An 18,036-nucleotide genomic window follows, 5' to 3' on the forward strand; every position below is an offset into this window, starting at 1 on the left:
GGGACTATCCGTCGTACCGGTCGCGGTTCTCTTCCAGCTTCTTCGACGCCCGGTCGGCCGCCTCGGAGAGCGCCGCCGCGGGCTCCTTCGTCAGCAGCACCGCCTCGTTGACGGCCTGATTGAAGTCCGCGAGGACGTCGCCGATGCCCGGCACGGCCGGCGGGAAGCGCAGGTGGTCGACCTGCTCGGCGAGCGCGGCCTGCTCCGGCAGCGCCTGGAACTCGGCCGACTCGCGCACCGAGTTGCGGGCCGGCACCTGGCCGCCTTCGGCCCACGCGAGCGACTGCTGGCTGACCCAGTTGATGAACACGCGCGCGGCCCGCAGCTTGTTCTCGTCGGCGCTGCGCTGCCGGGGGAGGACGAAGTTGTGCGAGCCGGCCCACGCCGCCTGGGTGCCGCCGATGTTCGGCAGCGCCGCCACGCCCCACTGCAGTCCCGGCACCTCCCGGAGCGTGTTGATGTTCCAGATGCCGTTCCAGTTGAACGCCGTCTGGCCGTTCTGCAGCGCGATCGCGTCGGCGTCCTGACCGACGTCGGAGGCGCTGTAGCCGTTGCGGACCAGGTCGACCGCCCAGGTCAGCGCCTCGACTGCGGGGTCCTCCGCCCACGTGACCTCGGTGCCGTCAGCGTTGAACAGGTCGCCGCCGAACTGCCAGACCAGCGCCTGCGCCGTCAGGGCGCCGGTGAACACGTGCGGCGACATCCAGTGCCCCTGCACGCCGGCGCTCTTGAGGGTCTCGAGCGCCGCCTCGTACGACGTCCGGTCCGTCGGCGGGCTCTCCGGGTCCAGCCCGGCCGACTCCAGGACGGTCTTGTTGTAGAAGAAGCCGAGCGGGTGCACGTCCAGCGGGATGCCGAAGCGCTGCCCGTCGTACTCGCCGGCGCTCCAGACCACCTCGGCGAAGTCGCCCGCCTTGAGGTCCAGCGCCTCGGCGACGTCGTCGAGGGGGACGATGACGTTGCGGGCGGCGTTCGTCGGCAGCGAGTCGATGTGCATGATGCCGACGTCCGGGCCGTTGCCCGACTGCACCGCCGTGGGGACCTTCTGGTAGTAGTCGGCCCACTCCATCACGGTCATCTTCACCGCGATGTTCGGGTGCTCGCCGTTGAACTGGTCGACCAGCTGCTGCATGACCGGCCCGTCGCCGCCGGTGAAGCCATTCCAGAAGGCCAGGTCCACGTCGGGACCGTCGTAGCCGCTGGCGCCGCCGTCGCCCGTCGCCGGTTCGGCGCCGGGTGACTGCGAGCCACCGCCGCAGGCGCTGAGCACGACGCCGGCGCCGACCATGCCGGTGGCGGTGAGGAAGCGTCGTCGGGTGAGCGCGTTCATTCGTGTGGTCACAGCTGCTCCTTCGCAGACGTGCCGGGTCAGTGGCCCAGGCGGATGAGGTGCCAGGACGACGGCGGCAGGATCGCGGTGAGCGTCTGGTCGCCGTCGATGACGGTGCCGGCCACCGGACGCGGGACGACCCGGTCCGGGTGCTCGGCGGAGTTCGTGGCGGACGGGTCGTCGTCGGCGAGCGTCAGGTGCTCCAGCAGCCGCGGCCGCCCGTCGAACGCGCGCAGCGGGACGGTGAGCCGGGCCGGCTCCGTGCGGTTCCGGTTCGTGGCCAGCAGGGTGAGCGCGCCGGTCTCCGGGTCCTGGACGGCGCTCACCCGGGTGGCGGGGACGTCGCCGTAGCGCTGCGTCGCGAGCTGCGCCGTCCGCACCGCCGTGCGCAGCACCGTCCCGCGGGCGTGCCGGGCGGTCAGCGCGAACGGGTGGAAGATGGTCTGCCGCCAGGCCGGGCCGCCGGTCCTGGTCAGGATCGGCGCGATCACGTTGACCAGCTGTGCCTGGCAGGCGATCGCGACCCGGTCGCTGTGGTCCAGCAGCGCCATCAGCAGGTCGCCGACCACGACCGCGTCGGTGACGTCGTACACGTCCTCGATCAGCGGTGCGTTCTCGTTCTGCTCCAGCGTCGCCTGCCCGGAGAACCGGTGCTGGTACCAGACGTTCCACTCGTCGAACGAGACCGTCAGCCGTCTGCTGCTGCGCCGGACCGCGCCGACGTGGTCCGCGGTGGCGGTGATCGCGGCGATCATCCGGCGCATGTCCTCCGACGACACGAGGAAGCTGTCGACGTCGCCGTCGACGGGTTCGTAGTAGGCGTGCAGCGAGATGTGGTCGACCAGGTCGTAGGTGTGCTCCAGGACGGTCCGCTCCCAGCTGCCGAACGTCGGCATGGCGCTGTTGGAGCTGCCGCAGGCGACGAGTTCCAGGTCCGGGTCGGCCCGGCGCATCGCCCGTGCCGTCTCGGCGGCCAGCCGCCCGTACTCGTCGGCCGTCTTGTGCCCGATCTGCCACGGGCCGTCGAGCTCGTTGCCCAGGCACCAGACCTTGATGGCATGGGGGTCCTTGTGCCCGTTCGCGACCCGGCGGTCGGCGGTGCTCGTGCTGCCGGGCGCGAAGTTCGTGTACTCCAGCAGGTCGACGGCGGCGGCCACGCCCCGGGTGCCGAGGTTCACCGCCATGATCGGGTCGATGCCGACGCCGCGCGCCCACCGGCAGAACTCGTCCGTCCCGACGGTGTTCGGCTCGAGCGAGCGCCAGGCCAGGTCGAGTCGACGCGGCCGGTCGGCGACCGGGCCCACCCCGTCCTCCCAGGTGTAGCCGGAGACGAAGTTGCCGCCCGGGTAGCGGATGGTCGTGACGCCCAACTCCCGCACCAGGTCGGCGACGTCCTGCCGGAACCCGTGCTCGTCGGCGGTCGGGTGGTCGGGCTCGAAGATGCCGCCGTAGACGCACCGGCCCATGTGCTCGACGAACGACCCGTACAGCCTCGGATCGACGGTGCCCACGGTGAATGCCGGATCGAGTCCGACCTCGACGTCGTACAAGAGTGCCTCCCTGCCCTTCGACCGCCGACCCGCTGTTCGGACCGCCGGCCCGTTGTGCGGTCCGCCTTCACGACCGGCCTGCCAGTTTGCACGGCCTGCCGTCGGTGACCGGCCTGCCGGCTTGCTGTACGGCCTGCCCTTGGTACCGGCCTGCAGCCCGCTGCGCGGCCGGCCTGCCGGCCGCTGTGCGGTCCGCTTCGGGTGACCGGCCTGCGAGCTTGCTGTACGGCCTGCCCTCGGTGACCGGCCTGCAGCCCGCTGCGCGGCCGGTCGGCCCGCCCGCTGTACGGCCCGCCCACGATGACCGGTTCCGCACAGCACGCGGGTCCCGCTGCGTTTACAACGGATAACCTTGCGGACAGTTTTACAACGGATAACCTGGAATGTGAAGAGTTCGTGGCGAGTTGGTCCGGTCCGGGGCACCGGCGCCGGAAAAGCAGTCGGCCGGGAGACCGGGCGATGCCTAGACTCGGTCAGGTCGTCCTGGGCTGGTGAGAGGGGCAGGCAGGTGGGTGCGCGGCTGAAGGACGTGGCGGACCTCGCCGGAGTCTCGTTCAAGACCGTCTCCAACGTCATCAACAACCACCCGAACGTCACCGAGAAGACCAGGCAGAAGGTGCTCGACGCCATCGCCGAGCTGCGGTACCGGCCGAACGTGTCGGCGCGCAGCCTGCGGCACGGGCGGTCCGGATTCCTCGCCATCGCGCTGCCGGAGTTGACGTCGCCGTACTTCGCGGCGCTGGCGTCCGAAATGGGCGCGGTCGCGAAGCGGCAGAGCCTGACGGTGCTGATCGAGGAGACGTTCGGCGAGGCCGAGCGCGAGCGCATCGCGCTGGACTCCCTCGACACCCAGCTGATCGACGGCGTCGTGTTCAGCCCCATGGCGATGACGTCGGCCGACGTCGCGGCGCATCCGGGGTCGACGCCGATGGTGCTGCTCGGCGAGCGCGGGCATCCGGCCGGCTTCGACCACATCGCCATCGACAACGTCCGGGCGGCGCACGAGGTCACCACGCACCTCGTCGGGCTGGGGCGGCGGCACATCGCGGCCGTCGGCGCGCAGCGGGGCGGCACCGGCGGACTGCGCGCCCGCGGCTACCGCGCCGCCCTGCGCGACGCCGGCCTGCCGGTCGACCCCCGGCTGGTCGTCTCCGACCTCGACTTCAGCCGCGCCAGCGGCGCCCGGGCGATGGCCGCCCTGCTCGACAGCGGCCGCCCCGTCGACGCCGTGTTCTGCTTCAACGACCTCATGGCGCTCGGCGCGCTGCGGGTGCTGCACGAGCGCGGACTGCGTGTGCCCGGCGACGTCGCGGTGGCGGGCTTCGACGACGTCGAGGACGGCCGCTACTCGACGCCGTCGCTGACGACGGTCTCGCCGGACGTGCCGTTCCTCGCTGCCGAGGCCATCCGCCTGATCGTCCGGCGGCTGGCGGACCCCGAGGCCAAGGCCGAGCGCATCGACGTCCCGTTCACCCTCGAGGTCCGGGAGAGCACAGCCGGCTCGGTATAATTACGTTTCGGATCGAAACGTAAGGAGCTCAGATGTCTGCGACGAACGTGACGGTGCTCGGGCTCGGCGCGATGGGCCGGGCCGCCGCGGCTGTGCTGGCCGGTGGCGGCGTGCCCGTGACGGCGTGGAACCGCACGGTCCGGCCGGGTGTGCCCGACGGCGTGCGGGTCGCGCCGTCCGTGGTCGAGGCGGTGGCCGACGCGCCGTTGGTGCTGGTCAGCGTCACCGACCAGGCGGCCGCCACCGAGGTGCTGGCCGCCGCCGGCAACGCCGTCCGCGGCCGCGTCGTCGTCAACCTCACCACCGGGACGCCCGCCGAGACCGCCGCGCTGGCCGCCGACCTCGCCGGGCGTGGCGCCACCTACGTCGGCGGCGTCGTGCAGGCGCAGCCGGAGCAGCTCGGGACCGCCGCCGCGATGCTCCTGGTGGCCGGCGACGCCGAGGCGCTCGAGCGGCACCGGCCGACGCTGGACCTGCTCGGCGCCGTCGTCCGCGTCGGCGACGATCCCGAACGGGCGGGGCGCTACGACCTCACCCTCATGGGCCTCTGGTACGACGTCCAGCTGGCGGTGTTCGCCGCGTTCGAGCTGGCCGGCGGCGATCCGGAGACCTTCGTCCCGTTCGCCCGCCGCCAGCTCGGTTTCGTCGTCGACGGCCTGCCGGGCGTGGCCCGCGAGCTGCGCGTCGGCGCCTACCCGCGCGGGCCGGCCACGCTGGTCGAGCACGCCCGGGTGCTGGCGCAGCTGGTGGAGCTGCGCGCGGCCCACGGCCTCGACACGTCGGCGCTCGAGCGTGCCGATGCCGCCGCGCGACGGCTCATCGAGGCCGGCCACGGCGAGGACGGCTTCACCCGCCTCGCCGCTTCGTGACGCGTCGCACGTCGCTCCGCGCCACCGCCACCTGAGGCGTCGCCGCCCAGGACGGGCGCGGCCGGGGCGGGGAGCTCAGCGCACCCGCCAGGCCGCCTCGACCAGCGCCGTCAACGCCGGCTCGACCTGCTCGTAGGTGCGCGTCTTCAGGCCGCAGTCCGGGTTCACCCAGAGCCGTTCGCCGGGGATGTCGGCCAGCGCCCGCCGCAGCAGTGCCTCGACCTCGTCGGCGCCGGGCACCCGTGGCGAGTGGATGTCGTACACGCCGGGGCCGATGCCGCGCCCGAACCCGGAGGCCGCGACGTCCGGCACGATCTCCATCCGCGACCGCGCCGCCTCGATGCTGGTGACGTCCGCGTCCAGCCCGTCGATCGCGGCCACGACGTCGCCGAACTCGGAGTAGCACAGGTGCGTGTGCACCTGCGTCGCGTCGGCCACGCCGGACGTCGCCAGGCGGAATGCCGTCACCGACCAGTCGAGGTAGTCCGGCCGCGCGGCGGCGCGGAGTGGCAGCAGCTCGCGCAGCGCCGGCTCGTCGACCTGCACGATGCCGACGCCGGCCGCCTCCAGGTCGCCGACCTCGTCGCGCAGCGCCAGCGCGACCTGCCGGGCGGTGTCGCCGAGCGGCTGGTCGTCGCGGACGAACGACCACGCGAGGATCGTGACCGGCCCGGTCAGCATGCCCTTCACCGGCCGCTCGGTGAGCGACTGCGCGTACGTGGCCCACTCGACGGTGATCGGCGCCGGCCGCGACACGTCGCCGTAGAGGATCGGCGGGCGGACGCAGCGCGAGCCGTACGACTGCACCCAGCCGTGCTCGGTCGTGACGAACCCGGCGAGGTTCTCGGCGAAGTACTGCACCATGTCGTTGCGCTCGGGCTCGCCGTGCACGAGGACGTCGAGGCCGAGCCGCTCCTGCAGCCGGACGACCCGCTCGATCTCGGCGCGCATCCGGGCGGCGTACTCGTCGCGGTCCAGCCGCCCGGCCCGGTGGTCGGCACGTGCCCGCCGGATGTCGCCGGTCTGCGGGAACGAGCCGATCGTCGTGGTCGGCAGCGGCGGCAGGCCGAGCCGGTCGCGCTGCGCGTCGGCCCGCCGTTCGTACGGCCCGCGCCGGGCGTCGTCCGCGGTGAGCCCGGCCAGCCGCGTCCGCACGCCGTCGTCGACGACGCGCGGGGCGGCGGCGCGGTCGGCCAGTGCGGCCGCGGCCTCGTCGAACGCCGGCGGCCGGGTGCCGTCGCGCAGCGCGGTCGCGAGCGTCACGACCTCGGCGACCTTCTGGTCGGCGAAGGCCAGCCACGACCGCAGCTGCGAGTCCAGCGCCGTCTCGGCGTCGAGGTCGTACGGGACGTGCAGCAGCGAGCAGGACGTCCCGACGGCGACGGCGCCGGCCCGGGCCTCGACGGCACGCAGCGTGGCCAGCGCCGCGTCGAGGTCGGTGCGCCACACGTTCCGGCCGTCGACCACCCCGGCGACGACGATCTTGCCGTCCAGCCCGTCGACGTCCCCGGCCGGTAGCTCGCCGGCGACGAGGTCCAGCCCGATCGCCTCCACCGGCGACGACGCCAGCACCGGCAGCGCGTCGCCGAGGTCGCCGAAGTACGACGACACCAGGATCGCCGGCCGGTCCGGCAGCTCGCCCAGCCGCGCGTACACCCGTCGCAGCGCGTCCAGCTCGGCGTCGGTCCGGTCCGCGACGTAGGCCGGCTCGTCCAGCTGCACCCACGCGACCCCCTCGTCGGCCAGCGTCGCCAGCAGCAGCGCGTAGACGGCCACGAGGTCGTCGAGCCGGTCGAGCGGCGCGAACCCGCCGGGCGCGCCGTCGGCCGGCTTGGACAGCAGCAGGAAGCTGGCCGGTCCGAGCAGCACCGGCCGGGTCTCGAGGCCCAGCGCCAGCGCCTCCCGGTACTCGCGCACCGGCTTGGCCGGGTCGAGGTGCAGGCGCGTCGCCGGGCCGATCTCCGGCACGAGGTAGTGGTAGTTGGTGTCGAACCACTTCGTGAGCTCCAGCGGCGCGACGCCGTCGGCGCCGCGGGCCATCGCGAAGTACGTGCCCAGGCCGTCCAGCCCGAGCGACGTGAACCGCGGCGGCACCGCGCCGGTCAGCGCGACCGCGTCGAGGACCTGGTCGTACAGCGAGAACGTGTTCGACGGGACGGCGTCCAGGCCCAGCGCGGCGAGCCGGAGCCAGGTCCGCTCACGCTCGGCGCGCGCCGTCGCCTCGAGGTCGTCGCGGTCGGAATCGCCGGACCAGTACGCCTCGAGGGCGCGCTTGAGCTCGCGGTCCGGGCCGATGCGCGGGTAGCCGGGCACGGTCGCCGTCAGGGCAGGGGTGGGACGGGTCATGAGAGCGGTGTCTCCTCGGGAGCGCGGACAGGCGTTCGCCGGGGGCCGGCCACCTGGTCGACGTCAACCGCGCCGGGCGCCTCTTGCGTCGGCCGGATCGCACCCATCAGGTGCCCGCCGGCCGAACCACCAGTGCCGTCGATCTTAGGAGCGCGCCCGGCGATCGCAAGGTGACATCCCGTCATACGGACCACGACGTCTCAGAATTCAGGACGTTAACAGTCGTCCCGCACTCTTGCGTCAGGTGCGACACTGTCGCATCATGCAGTGTGCGCGCCTGTCACAGCAGGTCACGCGCCGTCCTGGTCGCGAGGAGGACACTCATGCACGTCCCCGACGGGTTCCTGAACGCTCCCACCTCGGTCGCGACGGGCGCCGTCGCGGCGGCGGGGGTCGCGGTGGCGTTGCGGAAGGCGCAGGGCGAGCTGGACGAGCGGGCGGCGCCGCTGGCCGGGCTCACCGCGGCGTTCGTGTTCGCCGTGCAGATGCTGAACTTCCCGGTCGGCGTCGGCACCAGCGGCCACCTCATGGGCGGGGCACTCGCGGCCGTGCTGGTCGGGCCGTGGACGGCGGTGCTGTGCCTGTCGGTGGTGCTGCTCGTGCAGGCCCTGCTGTTCGCCGACGGCGGGCTGACGGCGCTCGGCACGAACATCTCGCTCATCGGCATCACGACGGTGGTCGTCGGCTGGGTGGTGACGCGCGCGGTGCTGGCGGTACTGCCCAAGCGGCCGGCGTCGGTGGTGCCGGCGTCGGCCGTCGGTGCGCTGCTGTCGGTGCCGGTGGCGGCGCTGGTCTTCGTGCTGTTGTTCGCCGTCGGTGGAGAGGCGTCGCTGTCACTGGGCGCGCTGACGGTGAGCATGCTCGGCTGGCACACGCTGATCGGCATCGGCGAGGCGGTCATCACCGGCCTGACGGTGAGCGCCGTCGTCGCCGTCCGGCCGGACCTCGTGTACGCGGCCCGCGGGCTGCGGGCGCCGCTGCGGCTGCGGCGGCCGGACGGCAGCCTGGTGCCGGCGCCCGAGGCGGCGGCGCCCGTAGCGGCGGCGCGGGGCAGCGTCAGGCCGCTGCTCATCGGCGGCGGGCTGGTCGCGCTGGCGCTGGCCGGCGTCGTCAGCTTCTTCGCCAGCGCCCACCCGGACGGCCTGGAGTACGTCGCCGAGGACGAGGGCTTCCTCGCGACCGCCCGCGACCACGCGTTCGGCGGCTCCGCGCTGGCCGACTACGGCGCGGTCGGCGGCATCCCGGTCGGCGTGGCGGGCGTCCTCGGCGTCGCGGTGGTCGTGGTCATCGGTGTGGTGCTGTTCCGGCTGGTCGGCCGCCGGTCGCCGGCCGGGGCGGAGCGGGAGGACGCCGTCCGGTGAGCGGCGGTCATGGGCCCGGGCTGTACCGGCCGGGCGACTCGCTCGTCCACCGCCTGCCGGCGCACGTGAAGGTGGTGGCGCTGCTGGCGTTCGTGCTGGTGGTGGTCGCGACGCCGCGGGACGAGTTCGGTGCGTTCGGCGCCTACGCGGTGCTGCTGGCCGGCGTCGCGGCGCTCGCCCGGGTCCCGGCCCGCGTGGTCGTCGCACGCATGGTGGTAGAGATCCCGTTCGTCGTGTTCGCGCTGCTCATGCCGTTCGTGTCGCAGGGTCCGCGGGTCGACGTGCTCGGGCTGTCGCTGAGCGAGCACGGTCTGCTGACCGGCTGGAACATCCTCGCCAAGGGCACCCTGGGCGTCGTCGCGTCGATCCTGCTGGCGGCGACGACGGAGGTGCGGTCGCTGCTGGCCGGGCTGCAGCGGCTGCGCGTACCAGACCGGCTGGTAGAGATCGCATCGTTCATGATCCGGTACGCCGACGTCGTCTCCGGAGATCTGCGGCGCATGCGCATCGCCCGCGAGTCGCGCGGTTTCGAGGCCCGCCACCTCGGGCACGTCCGGGTGGTCGCGCAGGGCGCCGGTGCGCTGTTCGTCCGGTCCTACGAGCGGGGTGAGCGGGTGCACCTGGCGATGCTGTCGCGCGGCTACGGCGGCTCGATGCCGCTGACGGCCACGGTGGGCGCGAGCCGCGCCGATTGGCTGCGCGGCGCTGGGCTCCCGCTGGCGGCCGCTGTGGTCGCGCTGACGGCGGTGCTCTCATGACGGGCGACGCGTCGCTGGAGGTGGCCGGGCTGGCGTTCGCCTACCCCGACGGCCACCAGGCGCTGTTCGGCGTCGACCTCACGATCGGACGGGGCGAGCGGGTCGCGCTGCTCGGGCCCAACGGCGCCGGCAAGACGACGCTGGTGCTGCACCTCAACGGCATCCTGTCCGGCGGCGCCGGCACGGTCCGCGTCGGCGGGCTGGAGGTGCGGCCGGGCGACCGCGACACGCTGCGCGAGGTTCGTCGCCGGGTCGGCATCGTCTTCCAGGACCCCGACGACCAGCTGTTCATGCCGACCGTCCGCGACGACGTCGCGTTCGGCCCGGCCAACCTCGGCCTGCGCGGCGCCGAGCTGGACGCGCGGGTGTCCGAGGCGCTGGACCTGGTCGGCATGGGCGACGTCGCCGGCCGTCCGCCGCACCACCTCTCGTTCGGGCAGCGCCGCCGGGTCGCCGTCGCGACTGTGCTGGCGATGCGGCCGGAGATCCTGGTGCTGGACGAGCCGACCAGCAACCTCGACCCCGCCAGCCGGCGCGAGCTGCACGACATGCTCGACGCCCTCGACGTCACCCAACTGGTGGTCACGCACGACCTGCCGTTCGCGCTGCAGCTGTGCCCGCGCTCGGTCGTGCTGTCGGACGGGACGCTGGTGGCCGACGGCCCGACGGCCGACCTACTGGCCGACGAGGCGTTGCTGGCGGCGCACCGGTTGGAGCTGCCGTATGGCTTCGATCCGCGTTCGGTCGCTCCGCCTGCCGTGTGAGGTGTGCGGCTCGGTGGGTGTGCCGGGTTGGCTGGGCACCTGTTCGTTGGGCACGCGTTCGTTGGGCGCCCGTCGCCTGGGTTTGTCGCGTTGGCCTGCCCCCTGCTGCTCTCGATTGTCGGGGGCGCGGGTGGCCGCCTCAAGCGGACCTCTTGGTGTAGCGCTTCGCGCGACGGAGGACCGCTTGACCCGGCCGCCCGCGCCCCCGTGAAAGCAGCGTCAGGGGGCCGGCCGGAAATGGGCCCGGGCTTCTCTGCTCGCTCGGCGCCTTGCTCGCTGGCCTCCTCTGGTTCGCTTCGGGTGGGCTACCGACTCCGCTGCTGGTCGCGGTTGGCTGGCCGGTGTCTGTTCGCCCTGGGTCTGGCTACCGACTCCGCAGTTGGTCGCGATGCGCTGGCCGGTGTCCGGTTCGCTTGGGGTGGGGCTACCGGCTGCGCTGCTGGTCCCAGTTCGCTGGCCGGCGTCTGGTTCGCCCTGGGTCTGGCTACCGGCTGCGCTGTGCTGGGCGGGTCCGCTGGCCGCTGCCGGGTCCGCTTCGGGTGGGGCTACCGACGCCGCCGCTGCCTCTGGTTGGCTGTCCGGTGTCTGGTCCGCTTCGGGTCTGGCTACCGGCTGCGCTGTGCCGGCGGGGTCCGCTGGCCGCTGCCGTCGCAGCTCCCCTTTGACTGCGCCACGTCGTGGAGGTAGGTATGACCCGCCCCTCTAGGGAGGGTGCCCACCCTATGGGCGGGCACTGACAACGTCGCCGCTCGGATCGGCTCGGCTTGCTGCGGTTTGTTCGGCTCAGCTCGCCGTTCTCGGGGCGGGCCGGCTGGGCGTATTCGGCGACAGATCCGCCGGCGATCCCGGCTCGAGGGCCCGCCTCGGCCCGTCAGCCGGTCCCCGCGGGCACAGAGACGACGTCACTCGGCTCGCTGTTGGCCGGCGCTGCCGGGCGGGCCGGCCGACTGCGTTGGCGGTCCCGCCTCTTGCCGCCGCGAACGATCACTGGCATGATTCCCCGCATCCGGATAGCTGGAAATGTTTTCGAAATATCGAAATTACTTGTCCAGAACGGAGCCACTCATGCCTGCCATGTCTCGACGGGGATTGCTGCGTCTCGCCGGGGGAACAGCCGCTGGAGGAGCGCTGGCCGCCACCGCGCCAGGGCTGTCGTCGGTCGCCCGGGCCGACACGTTCGAACGGCGGCCGCTGCCGGCGGACGGCCCGGAACCGGATCTGGAGGCGGCGCTGCGGTGGTGGCCGCCGCAGCGGAACGTGTGGACGCCGATCGGGTGGAAGGGCCACCTGTTCCGGTTCACCTCCGTCTACAACGGCGCGCTGATCTGCGAGCCGAGCTGGGTCATCTCGGCCAAGCCGAACGTGATGCCGTACCAGGGCCGGAACTTCCAGCTCACCGTCGTGATGCCGCAGCGGGTCGGCGGGTTCCGCCCGTTCCCCGACTCCGAGCGCGAGGTCTGGGACGACGACCTCGGGTACCGGAAGCAGGGGTGGCACGAGGACCACGACGCGCCCGTGCTGTGGACGGAGTTCCGGCGCCCGGAGCGCGTCGTCATCCGGCAGTCCGTCTTCGCGCACCTGCCCGGCGCCGGCGAGGTGCAGACCGCCGTCGAGCCGCTGTACTCGTGGGTGCGCTTCGAGGTCACCCACGTCGACCCGGTCGAGCCGCCGGACGAGTTCGCATTCAGGTTGTGGCTGAGCAAGGCCTACATGCGCCCGCAGGGCCCGTACGAGCAGGAGAACGGCGTGCCGCTGCGGACGGTGCCGGCGCTCGCCCCGCTGGACGGCGGCCTGACGATGCAGCGGGTGTGGAACCCCGACCTCCGTCCGGTCGACGTGCCGATCACGGACGACGACGGCAACGTGCGGCTGATGGTCCGCACGGCCGAGGGCGGCCGGATCACGCTGGCGCCGAACGACGCGGCCGGCGTCTACGACCTGGACCTCAGCTTGCCGGCGCAGGTCGGCAGCCACATCGACCTGCTGGTGCCGCTGCTCCCCGGTGCGAAGGCCGACGTCGAGGGGGAGTACGCGCTCGGCTGGGAGGGCGCGCTGGCGGAGTCCGACGGCTTCTGGGCGCCGGACGGCCAGGGCGCCCGCATCACCACACCGGACCACCACGTGAACCAGGTGCTGCGGCGCGGACCGCAGCTGGCCGAGATCGTCGCCGAGAAGAGCCCGGACCTCGGCCTGTTCTCGTTCCTCTCCGGCTCCTACGCCTACGACGTGCTGTGGAGCACGCCGACGTCGATGATCAGCCACATGTTCCTGGACCGGCTGGGCCGGCACGACGTCGTCGAGAAGCACATCGAGATCTACAAGGAGTACCAGGGCACGCGGACGCCGCCCGGCGCCGTCTTCGCCGGCGGGAGCTACCCCGGCTACCTGTCGACGCCGCAGGAGCTGCAGGCGATCGACTGGATGAGCGACCACGGCGCGATCCTGGAGATCATCTCGACGCACGCCCTGCTCTCCGGCCGCCAGGAGTTCGTCGACCGGTGGCTGGAGCCGGTGGTCAAGGCATGCGAGTACATCGCCCAGGCCGTCGCGCTCACCGGCCACGACGGGGTGCCCGGCCTCATGCCGCCCGGCCACTCGACCGACGAGGGCGTCGAGACGCAGGGCATGATCAGCCAGTGCTTCACGTACAAGGGGCTGGCCTCCGCGGTCCGGCTCCTGAAGCGCGAGAGGCACCCACGAGCGGCCGAGTTCGCCGCCCTCGCGGACACCTTCCGGACGACGTACGCCCAAGCCATGCGCGACCTCGGTGACCGCTCGGCGACCTGGACCGACGCCGACGGCAACAGCTGGCCGGTGTTCCGGCCGCAGTTCACCGGCGAGGGCGTCTGGGACGACTTCACGATGCTCGACACCGGTGCGCTGATGTCGGTGTGGGCCGGCCTGATGCCGGCGTCGGACCCGCTGATGTCGTCGTTCGTGGAGTTCTTCCGGGTCGGCCCGAACACCGCGCTGTTCGACCCGGTGCACCACAACGCCCTGTACCCGGCGGTGCTCGACCACGAGCAGTCGTCGAGCGAGCCGTGCTACAGCTGGAACCTCTTCCACACCTGGCAGCTCGGCGACCGCCGGCGCTACCTGGAGGGGATGTTCGGGCTGATCGCCGGCGGTCTGTCGCAGGACACCTACATCTCCAGCGAGCACCGCAACGCCATCTACGGGAACCTGTTCTCCTACCCGATCGTGGTCTGGACGATCCTGCACGCGGTCATCGACGACAGCATCGAGGACGAGATGCTGCACCTGCTCCGGCTGTGCCCGCTGTCCTGGATCTCGGGCGACACCCGGGCCCGGTTCGAGCAGGTCGCGACGCAGTACGGCCCGGTCGACCTCGAGTTCGGCCTGAAGGACGATGGGAAGACGCTCGACGTGGCGGTGACGGGCCACTGGCACCACGCGCCGCGCCGGACGATCCTGCACCTCCCGCCGCTGCCGGACGTCCGCACCGTCGTCGTCAACGGCCGCAGCTACCGGGCCCGGGACACCATCGTGCTAGACGTATAGCGCGTCGATGGCCTTGAGCAGGCGCTTCTCCGACACCGGCTGGGCGGTGCCGAGCTCCTGGGCGAACAGGCTGACCCGCAGTTCCTCGATCATCCGGCGGACGGCGTCGTGCTCGGGGGTGGGTCCGTGGCCGGGCGGGAGGGCGGCGAGCGCGGCCTCGTACTCGTCGGTGACCCGGCGGACGGTCTCCATGTGCTGGTGGTCGCGCTGCGGGCTGGTCGGCAGCTTCTCCAGCCGGCGCTCGATGGCCTTCAGGTAGCGCAGCAGGTCGGGCAGCCGCGCGCGCCCGGTGGACGTGACGAAGCCGGGCGGCATCAGGCGGGCGAGGTGGTCGCGGGCGTCGACCAGCGACGCCGTCAGCGCGAGGCTCGTGGTGCTCTTCAACGCCGCCGTGACCCGGTGGGCGACGTCGAGCACCTTCTCGACGTCGGCGACCATCTCGAAGACGGTCTCGATGAGATCCTGCCGCACCCGCGAGCGCAACGCCTCGAACGCGGCCTCGTCCCACGCCGGGCCGCCGGCCTCGCCGACCAGCCAGTCGACCGAGGCGGCGGCGACGTCGTCGAGCAGGGCGGCGACGGAGCCGTCGGGGTTCTGGCTGAGCACCAGCTTCGACCGGTTGGTGAGGTGACGCTGCACGAACGACGTCGGCGACGGGACCGCGAGCAGCAGCAGCCGCCGGTTGCCGGTGCGCATCGCGCGGGCCTGGTCGGCCGGGGTCGGCAGCACCTTCAGCGCGACCGTCGCGCCCTCGTCGACCAGCGCCGGGTAGCCGGTGACGACATGGCCGGAGCGGCGCTGCTCGAACGTGCGGGGCAGCTCACCGCCCGGCCACGCCGTCAACCCCGTCCGCTCGATGCTGCTGGCCGCGGCCGCCATGATCTGGCGCAGCTGCTGCTTCAGCCGCACCTTCAGCGCGTCGAGGTTCTTGCCCTCGCCGGCCGGCTGGCCCTTGTCGTCCAGCACCCGGAACGTCATGCGCAGGTGGTCGGGCACCTTGCTGAGGTCGAAGTCGTCGGCCGTCACCGGCACGGCCCGCAGCCGGTGCAGCACCCGGGCCAGCGCCGCGGTGAACGGCTGCCCGGACGGCGACGGCGGCAGCTGGGCGAGCGCCTCGCGGGCGGTGTCGGGCGCCGGGACGAACGAGCGGCGCAACTGCTTCGGCAGCGCCTTGATCAGCGCCGTCACCAGCTCCGGCCGCAGCCCCGGGACCTGCCAGTCGAAACCGTCCGGCTCGACCTGGTTGAGCACCTCGATCGGGACGTGCACCGTGACGCCGTCGGCGCTGGACCCCGGCTCGAACTGGTACGTCAGCCGCAGGCCGAGGTCGTCGCCGGGCCAGCTGTCGGGGTAGTCGGCCTGGGTGACGGCGCCGGCGGCGTCGGTGGTCAGCAGGTCGGTGCTGAACGTGAGGAGGTCGGGACGCTCGTGCCGGGCCTTCTTCCACCAGCTGTCGAAGTGCCGGCCGGACACGACGTCAGCGGGGATGCGCTGGTCGTAGAACTCGAACAGCGTCTCGTCGTCGACGACGATGTCGCGGCGGCGGGCGCGGTGCTCGAGCTCCTCGACGTCCTCCAGCAGCTCGCGGTTCTCGTGGAAGAACCGGTGATGCGTCGACCAGTCGCCCTCGACCAGCGCGTGCCGGATGAACAGCTCGCGGCTGAGCTCGGGATCGACGCGTGCGTACGTGACCTTGCGCCGTGGCACGATGACGACGCCGTACAGCATGACCTTCTCGAAGCCCATGACGGCGCCGGCCTTGCGCTCCCAGTGCGGCTCGCTGTACGTCCGCTTCACCAGGTGCTCGGCCAGCGGCTCGGCCCACGCGGGGTCGATGCGGGCGTTGACGCGGGCCCACAGCCGCGACGTCTCGACCAGCTCGGCCGACATCACCCAGCGCGGCGGCTTCTTGAACAGCCCCGACCCGGGGAAGACGGCGAACTTCGCGCCGCGCGCGCCCTGGTACTCGTTGATCGACTCGTCCTTGACGCCGATGTGCGAGAGCAGCCCCGACAGCAGCGACTGGTGGATGTGCTCCGGCGCGCCGTCGGGGGTGTTGAGCGTGACGCCGAGCGGCTTGACCAGCTGGCGCAGCTGCGACTCGAGGTCCTGCCACTCGCGGACGCGCAGGTAGTTGAGGTGCTCGGTGCGGCAGAGGCGCCGGAACGCGCTGGACGAGAGCTCCTGCTGCTGCTCCTTCACGTACCGCCACAGGTTGAGGAAGGCCAGGAAGTCCGACGTGGGGTCGGCGAAGCGGGCGTGGAACGCGTCGGCGACGTCGCGCTGGTCGGTCGGGCGCTCGCGGGGGTCCTGGATGGACAGCGCGGCCGCGATGACCAGCACCTCACGGACGCAGCCGTTGCGGTTGGCCTCCAGGATCATCCGGGCCAGCCGGGGGTCGATCGGCAGCTGCGAGAGCGACCGCCCGACGGCGGTGAGGCGTTCCTTCGGGTCGCGGGCGGCGGGATCGAGCGCGCCCAGCTCGACCAGCAGGTTGACGCCGTCGGCGACGCTGCGGCGGTCGGGCGGGTCGAGGAACGGGAACGCCGCGACGTCGCCCAGGCCGAGCGCCGTCATCTGCAGGATGACCGACGCGAGGTTCGTGCGCAGGATCTCCGGCTCGGTGAACGCCGGGCGCGCCTCGAAGTCGTCCTCGGAGTACAGCCGGACGCAGATGCCGTCGGAGAGCCGGCCGCACCGACCGGCCCGCTGCCGCGCCGACGCCTGCGACACCGGCTCGATCGGCAGCCGCTGCACCTTCGTCCGGTTGCTGTAGCGGGAGATGCGCGCCGTGCCGGGGTCGACGACGTAGCGGATGCCGGGCACCGTCAGCGACGTCTCGGCGACGTTCGTGGCCAGCACGATGCGCCGTCCGGTGTGCGGCTGGAACACGCGGTGCTGCTCGGCCGCCGACAGCCGGGCGTAGAGCGGGAGCACCTCGAGCGTCCCCTGCGGCGCGGCGGCGTACCGCTTGCGCAGCGCGTCGGCGGTGTCGCGGATCTCCCGCTCGCCGGACAGGAACACCAGGACGTCGCCCGGCGCCTCCAGCGCCAGCTCGTCACACGCGTCGACGATGGCCTGGATCTGGTCGCGCGGCTCGCCGCCGCCCTCGTCGGTCTCCGGTTCGAGGGGACGGTAGCGGACCTCGACCGGGTACGTCCGGCCGGACACCTCGATGATCGGGGCGTCGTCGAAGTGCTGCGCGAACCGCTCCGGGTCGATCGTCGCCGACGTGATGACGACTTTGAGGTCGGGCCGCTTCGGCAGCAGCTGCTTGAGGTAGCCCAGGATGAAGTCGATGTTCAGGCTGCGCTCGTGCGCCTCGTCGATGATCAGCGTGTCGTAGCGGCGCAGCAGGCGGTCCTGCCCGATCTCGGCCAGCAGGATGCCGTCGGTCATCAGCTTGACCAGCGTGTCGTCGCCGGCCTTCGCCGTGAACCGGACCTGGTAGCCGACCGCGCGGCCCAGCTCGGTGTGCAGTTCCTCGGCGACCCGCTCGGCGACGGTGCGCGCGGCCAGCCGGCGCGGCTGGGTGTGCCCGATGGCGCCGCGGATGCCCCGTCCCAGCTCGAGGCAGATCTTCGGCAGCTGCGTCGTCTTCCCGGACCCCGTCTCACCGGCGACGATGACGACCTGGTGGTCGCGGATGGCGGCGGCGATCTCATCGCGCCGCTGGCTGACCGGCAGCTCCTGCGGATACCGAACGGCGGGGACGGTCGCCCTGCGCCGCTCGACCCGCCGCTCCGCCGCGTCGACCTCGTGCGCGATGTCGGCCAGCGCGGCCGTTCGCGCCTCCCCGTCGCGGACCTTGCGCACGCCGTCGAGCCTGCGCGCCAGCCGCCGCTCGTCGCGCAGCATCAGCTCGGGGAGCCGGGCGCGCAGGTCGGCCAGGGTTTCTGTGGCGGGAGAGGTGGGCATACGTCGTCAAGCCTACGGCGCGGGGGACGCCGGATCATCTGGATATCCGCGGGTCCGGGGTGCCGGCCCCCTGCCTCACTCGTTTGTCGCTCGGACGCCCGCGCTCAC

At 72.7% G+C, this 18,036-nt stretch carries 10 protein-coding genes; 6 read left to right on the forward strand and 4 right to left on the reverse strand.

Annotated elements, in window-relative coordinates; genetic code table 11:
* Positions 1 to 4: 4 nt before the first annotated feature.
* Together BLU82_RS03515 and BLU82_RS03520 are read right to left on the reverse strand one after the other, a co-directional pair.
* On the reverse strand, positions 5 to 1,330 hold the full coding sequence (locus tag BLU82_RS03515; protein ID WP_092615678.1) for an ABC transporter substrate-binding protein: 1,326 nt from the start codon (positions 1,328 to 1,330) through the stop codon (positions 5 to 7).
* A 38-nt stretch (positions 1,331 to 1,368) separates the two neighbouring features.
* A complete protein-coding gene (locus BLU82_RS03520; protein ID WP_197682722.1) occupies positions 1,369 to 2,880 on the reverse strand; it encodes an alpha-N-arabinofuranosidase in 1,512 nt (503 codons plus the stop codon).
* Positions 2,881 to 3,388: 508 nt separating this feature from the next.
* On the opposite strand from BLU82_RS03520, the gene BLU82_RS03525 reads away from it, so the two are divergent.
* Both BLU82_RS03525 and BLU82_RS03530 read left to right on the forward strand, forming a co-directional pair.
* Entirely contained in the window at positions 3,389 to 4,390 is a 1,002-nt protein-coding gene (locus BLU82_RS03525) for a LacI family DNA-binding transcriptional regulator (protein ID WP_092615681.1), read from the forward strand.
* A 32-nt stretch (positions 4,391 to 4,422) separates the two neighbouring features.
* Positions 4,423 to 5,259 (forward strand): NAD(P)-binding domain-containing protein, encoded by an 837-nt coding sequence (locus tag BLU82_RS03530; protein ID WP_092615684.1) that lies wholly within the window; start codon positions 4,423 to 4,425, stop codon positions 5,257 to 5,259.
* 75 nt (positions 5,260 to 5,334) lie between these two features.
* Here BLU82_RS03530 and metE read toward each other — a convergent pair whose 3' ends face one another.
* A complete protein-coding gene (gene metE / locus BLU82_RS03535; protein ID WP_092615687.1) occupies positions 5,335 to 7,605 on the reverse strand; it encodes a 5-methyltetrahydropteroyltriglutamate--homocysteine S-methyltransferase in 2,271 nt (756 codons plus the stop codon).
* 323 nt (positions 7,606 to 7,928) lie between these two features.
* On the opposite strand from metE, the gene BLU82_RS34945 reads away from it, so the two are divergent.
* The 4 genes from BLU82_RS34945 (at position 7,929) to BLU82_RS03550 (ending at position 14,010) form a co-directional block, all read left to right on the forward strand.
* Positions 7,929 to 8,966: an energy-coupling factor ABC transporter permease gene (locus BLU82_RS34945; protein WP_197682723.1), complete on the forward strand. Its 1,038-nt coding sequence runs from the start codon at positions 7,929 to 7,931 to the stop codon at positions 8,964 to 8,966.
* Positions 8,963 to 9,724 carry a cobalt ECF transporter T component CbiQ gene (cbiQ, locus tag BLU82_RS34950; RefSeq protein WP_197682724.1) on the forward strand — a complete coding sequence of 254 codons (762 nt, stop codon included), beginning with the start codon at positions 8,963 to 8,965 and terminating at the stop codon, positions 9,722 to 9,724. The genes BLU82_RS34945 and cbiQ overlap by 4 nt, the downstream gene beginning before the upstream one ends.
* Positions 9,721 to 10,488: an energy-coupling factor ABC transporter ATP-binding protein gene (locus BLU82_RS03545; protein ID WP_092615690.1), complete on the forward strand. Its 768-nt coding sequence runs from the start codon at positions 9,721 to 9,723 to the stop codon at positions 10,486 to 10,488. Before cbiQ ends, BLU82_RS03545 begins: the two co-directional genes overlap by 4 nt.
* Positions 10,489 to 11,553: 1,065 nt before the next feature.
* Entirely contained in the window at positions 11,554 to 14,010 is a 2,457-nt protein-coding gene (locus tag BLU82_RS03550; protein ID WP_157740539.1) for a hypothetical protein, read from the forward strand.
* Here the strand turns inward: BLU82_RS03550 and hrpA are convergent.
* On the reverse strand, positions 13,999 to 17,928 hold the full coding sequence (gene hrpA, locus BLU82_RS03555; protein WP_092615697.1) for an ATP-dependent RNA helicase HrpA: 3,930 nt from the start codon (positions 17,926 to 17,928) through the stop codon (positions 13,999 to 14,001). The genes BLU82_RS03550 and hrpA overlap by 12 nt on opposite strands.
* Between the last annotated feature and the right edge of the window lie 108 nt (positions 17,929 to 18,036).

Origin of the sequence: Jiangella sp. DSM 45060 (assembly GCF_900105175.1) — a bacterium.
In the GTDB taxonomy this organism is placed as follows: domain Bacteria; phylum Actinomycetota; class Actinomycetes; order Jiangellales; family Jiangellaceae; genus Jiangella.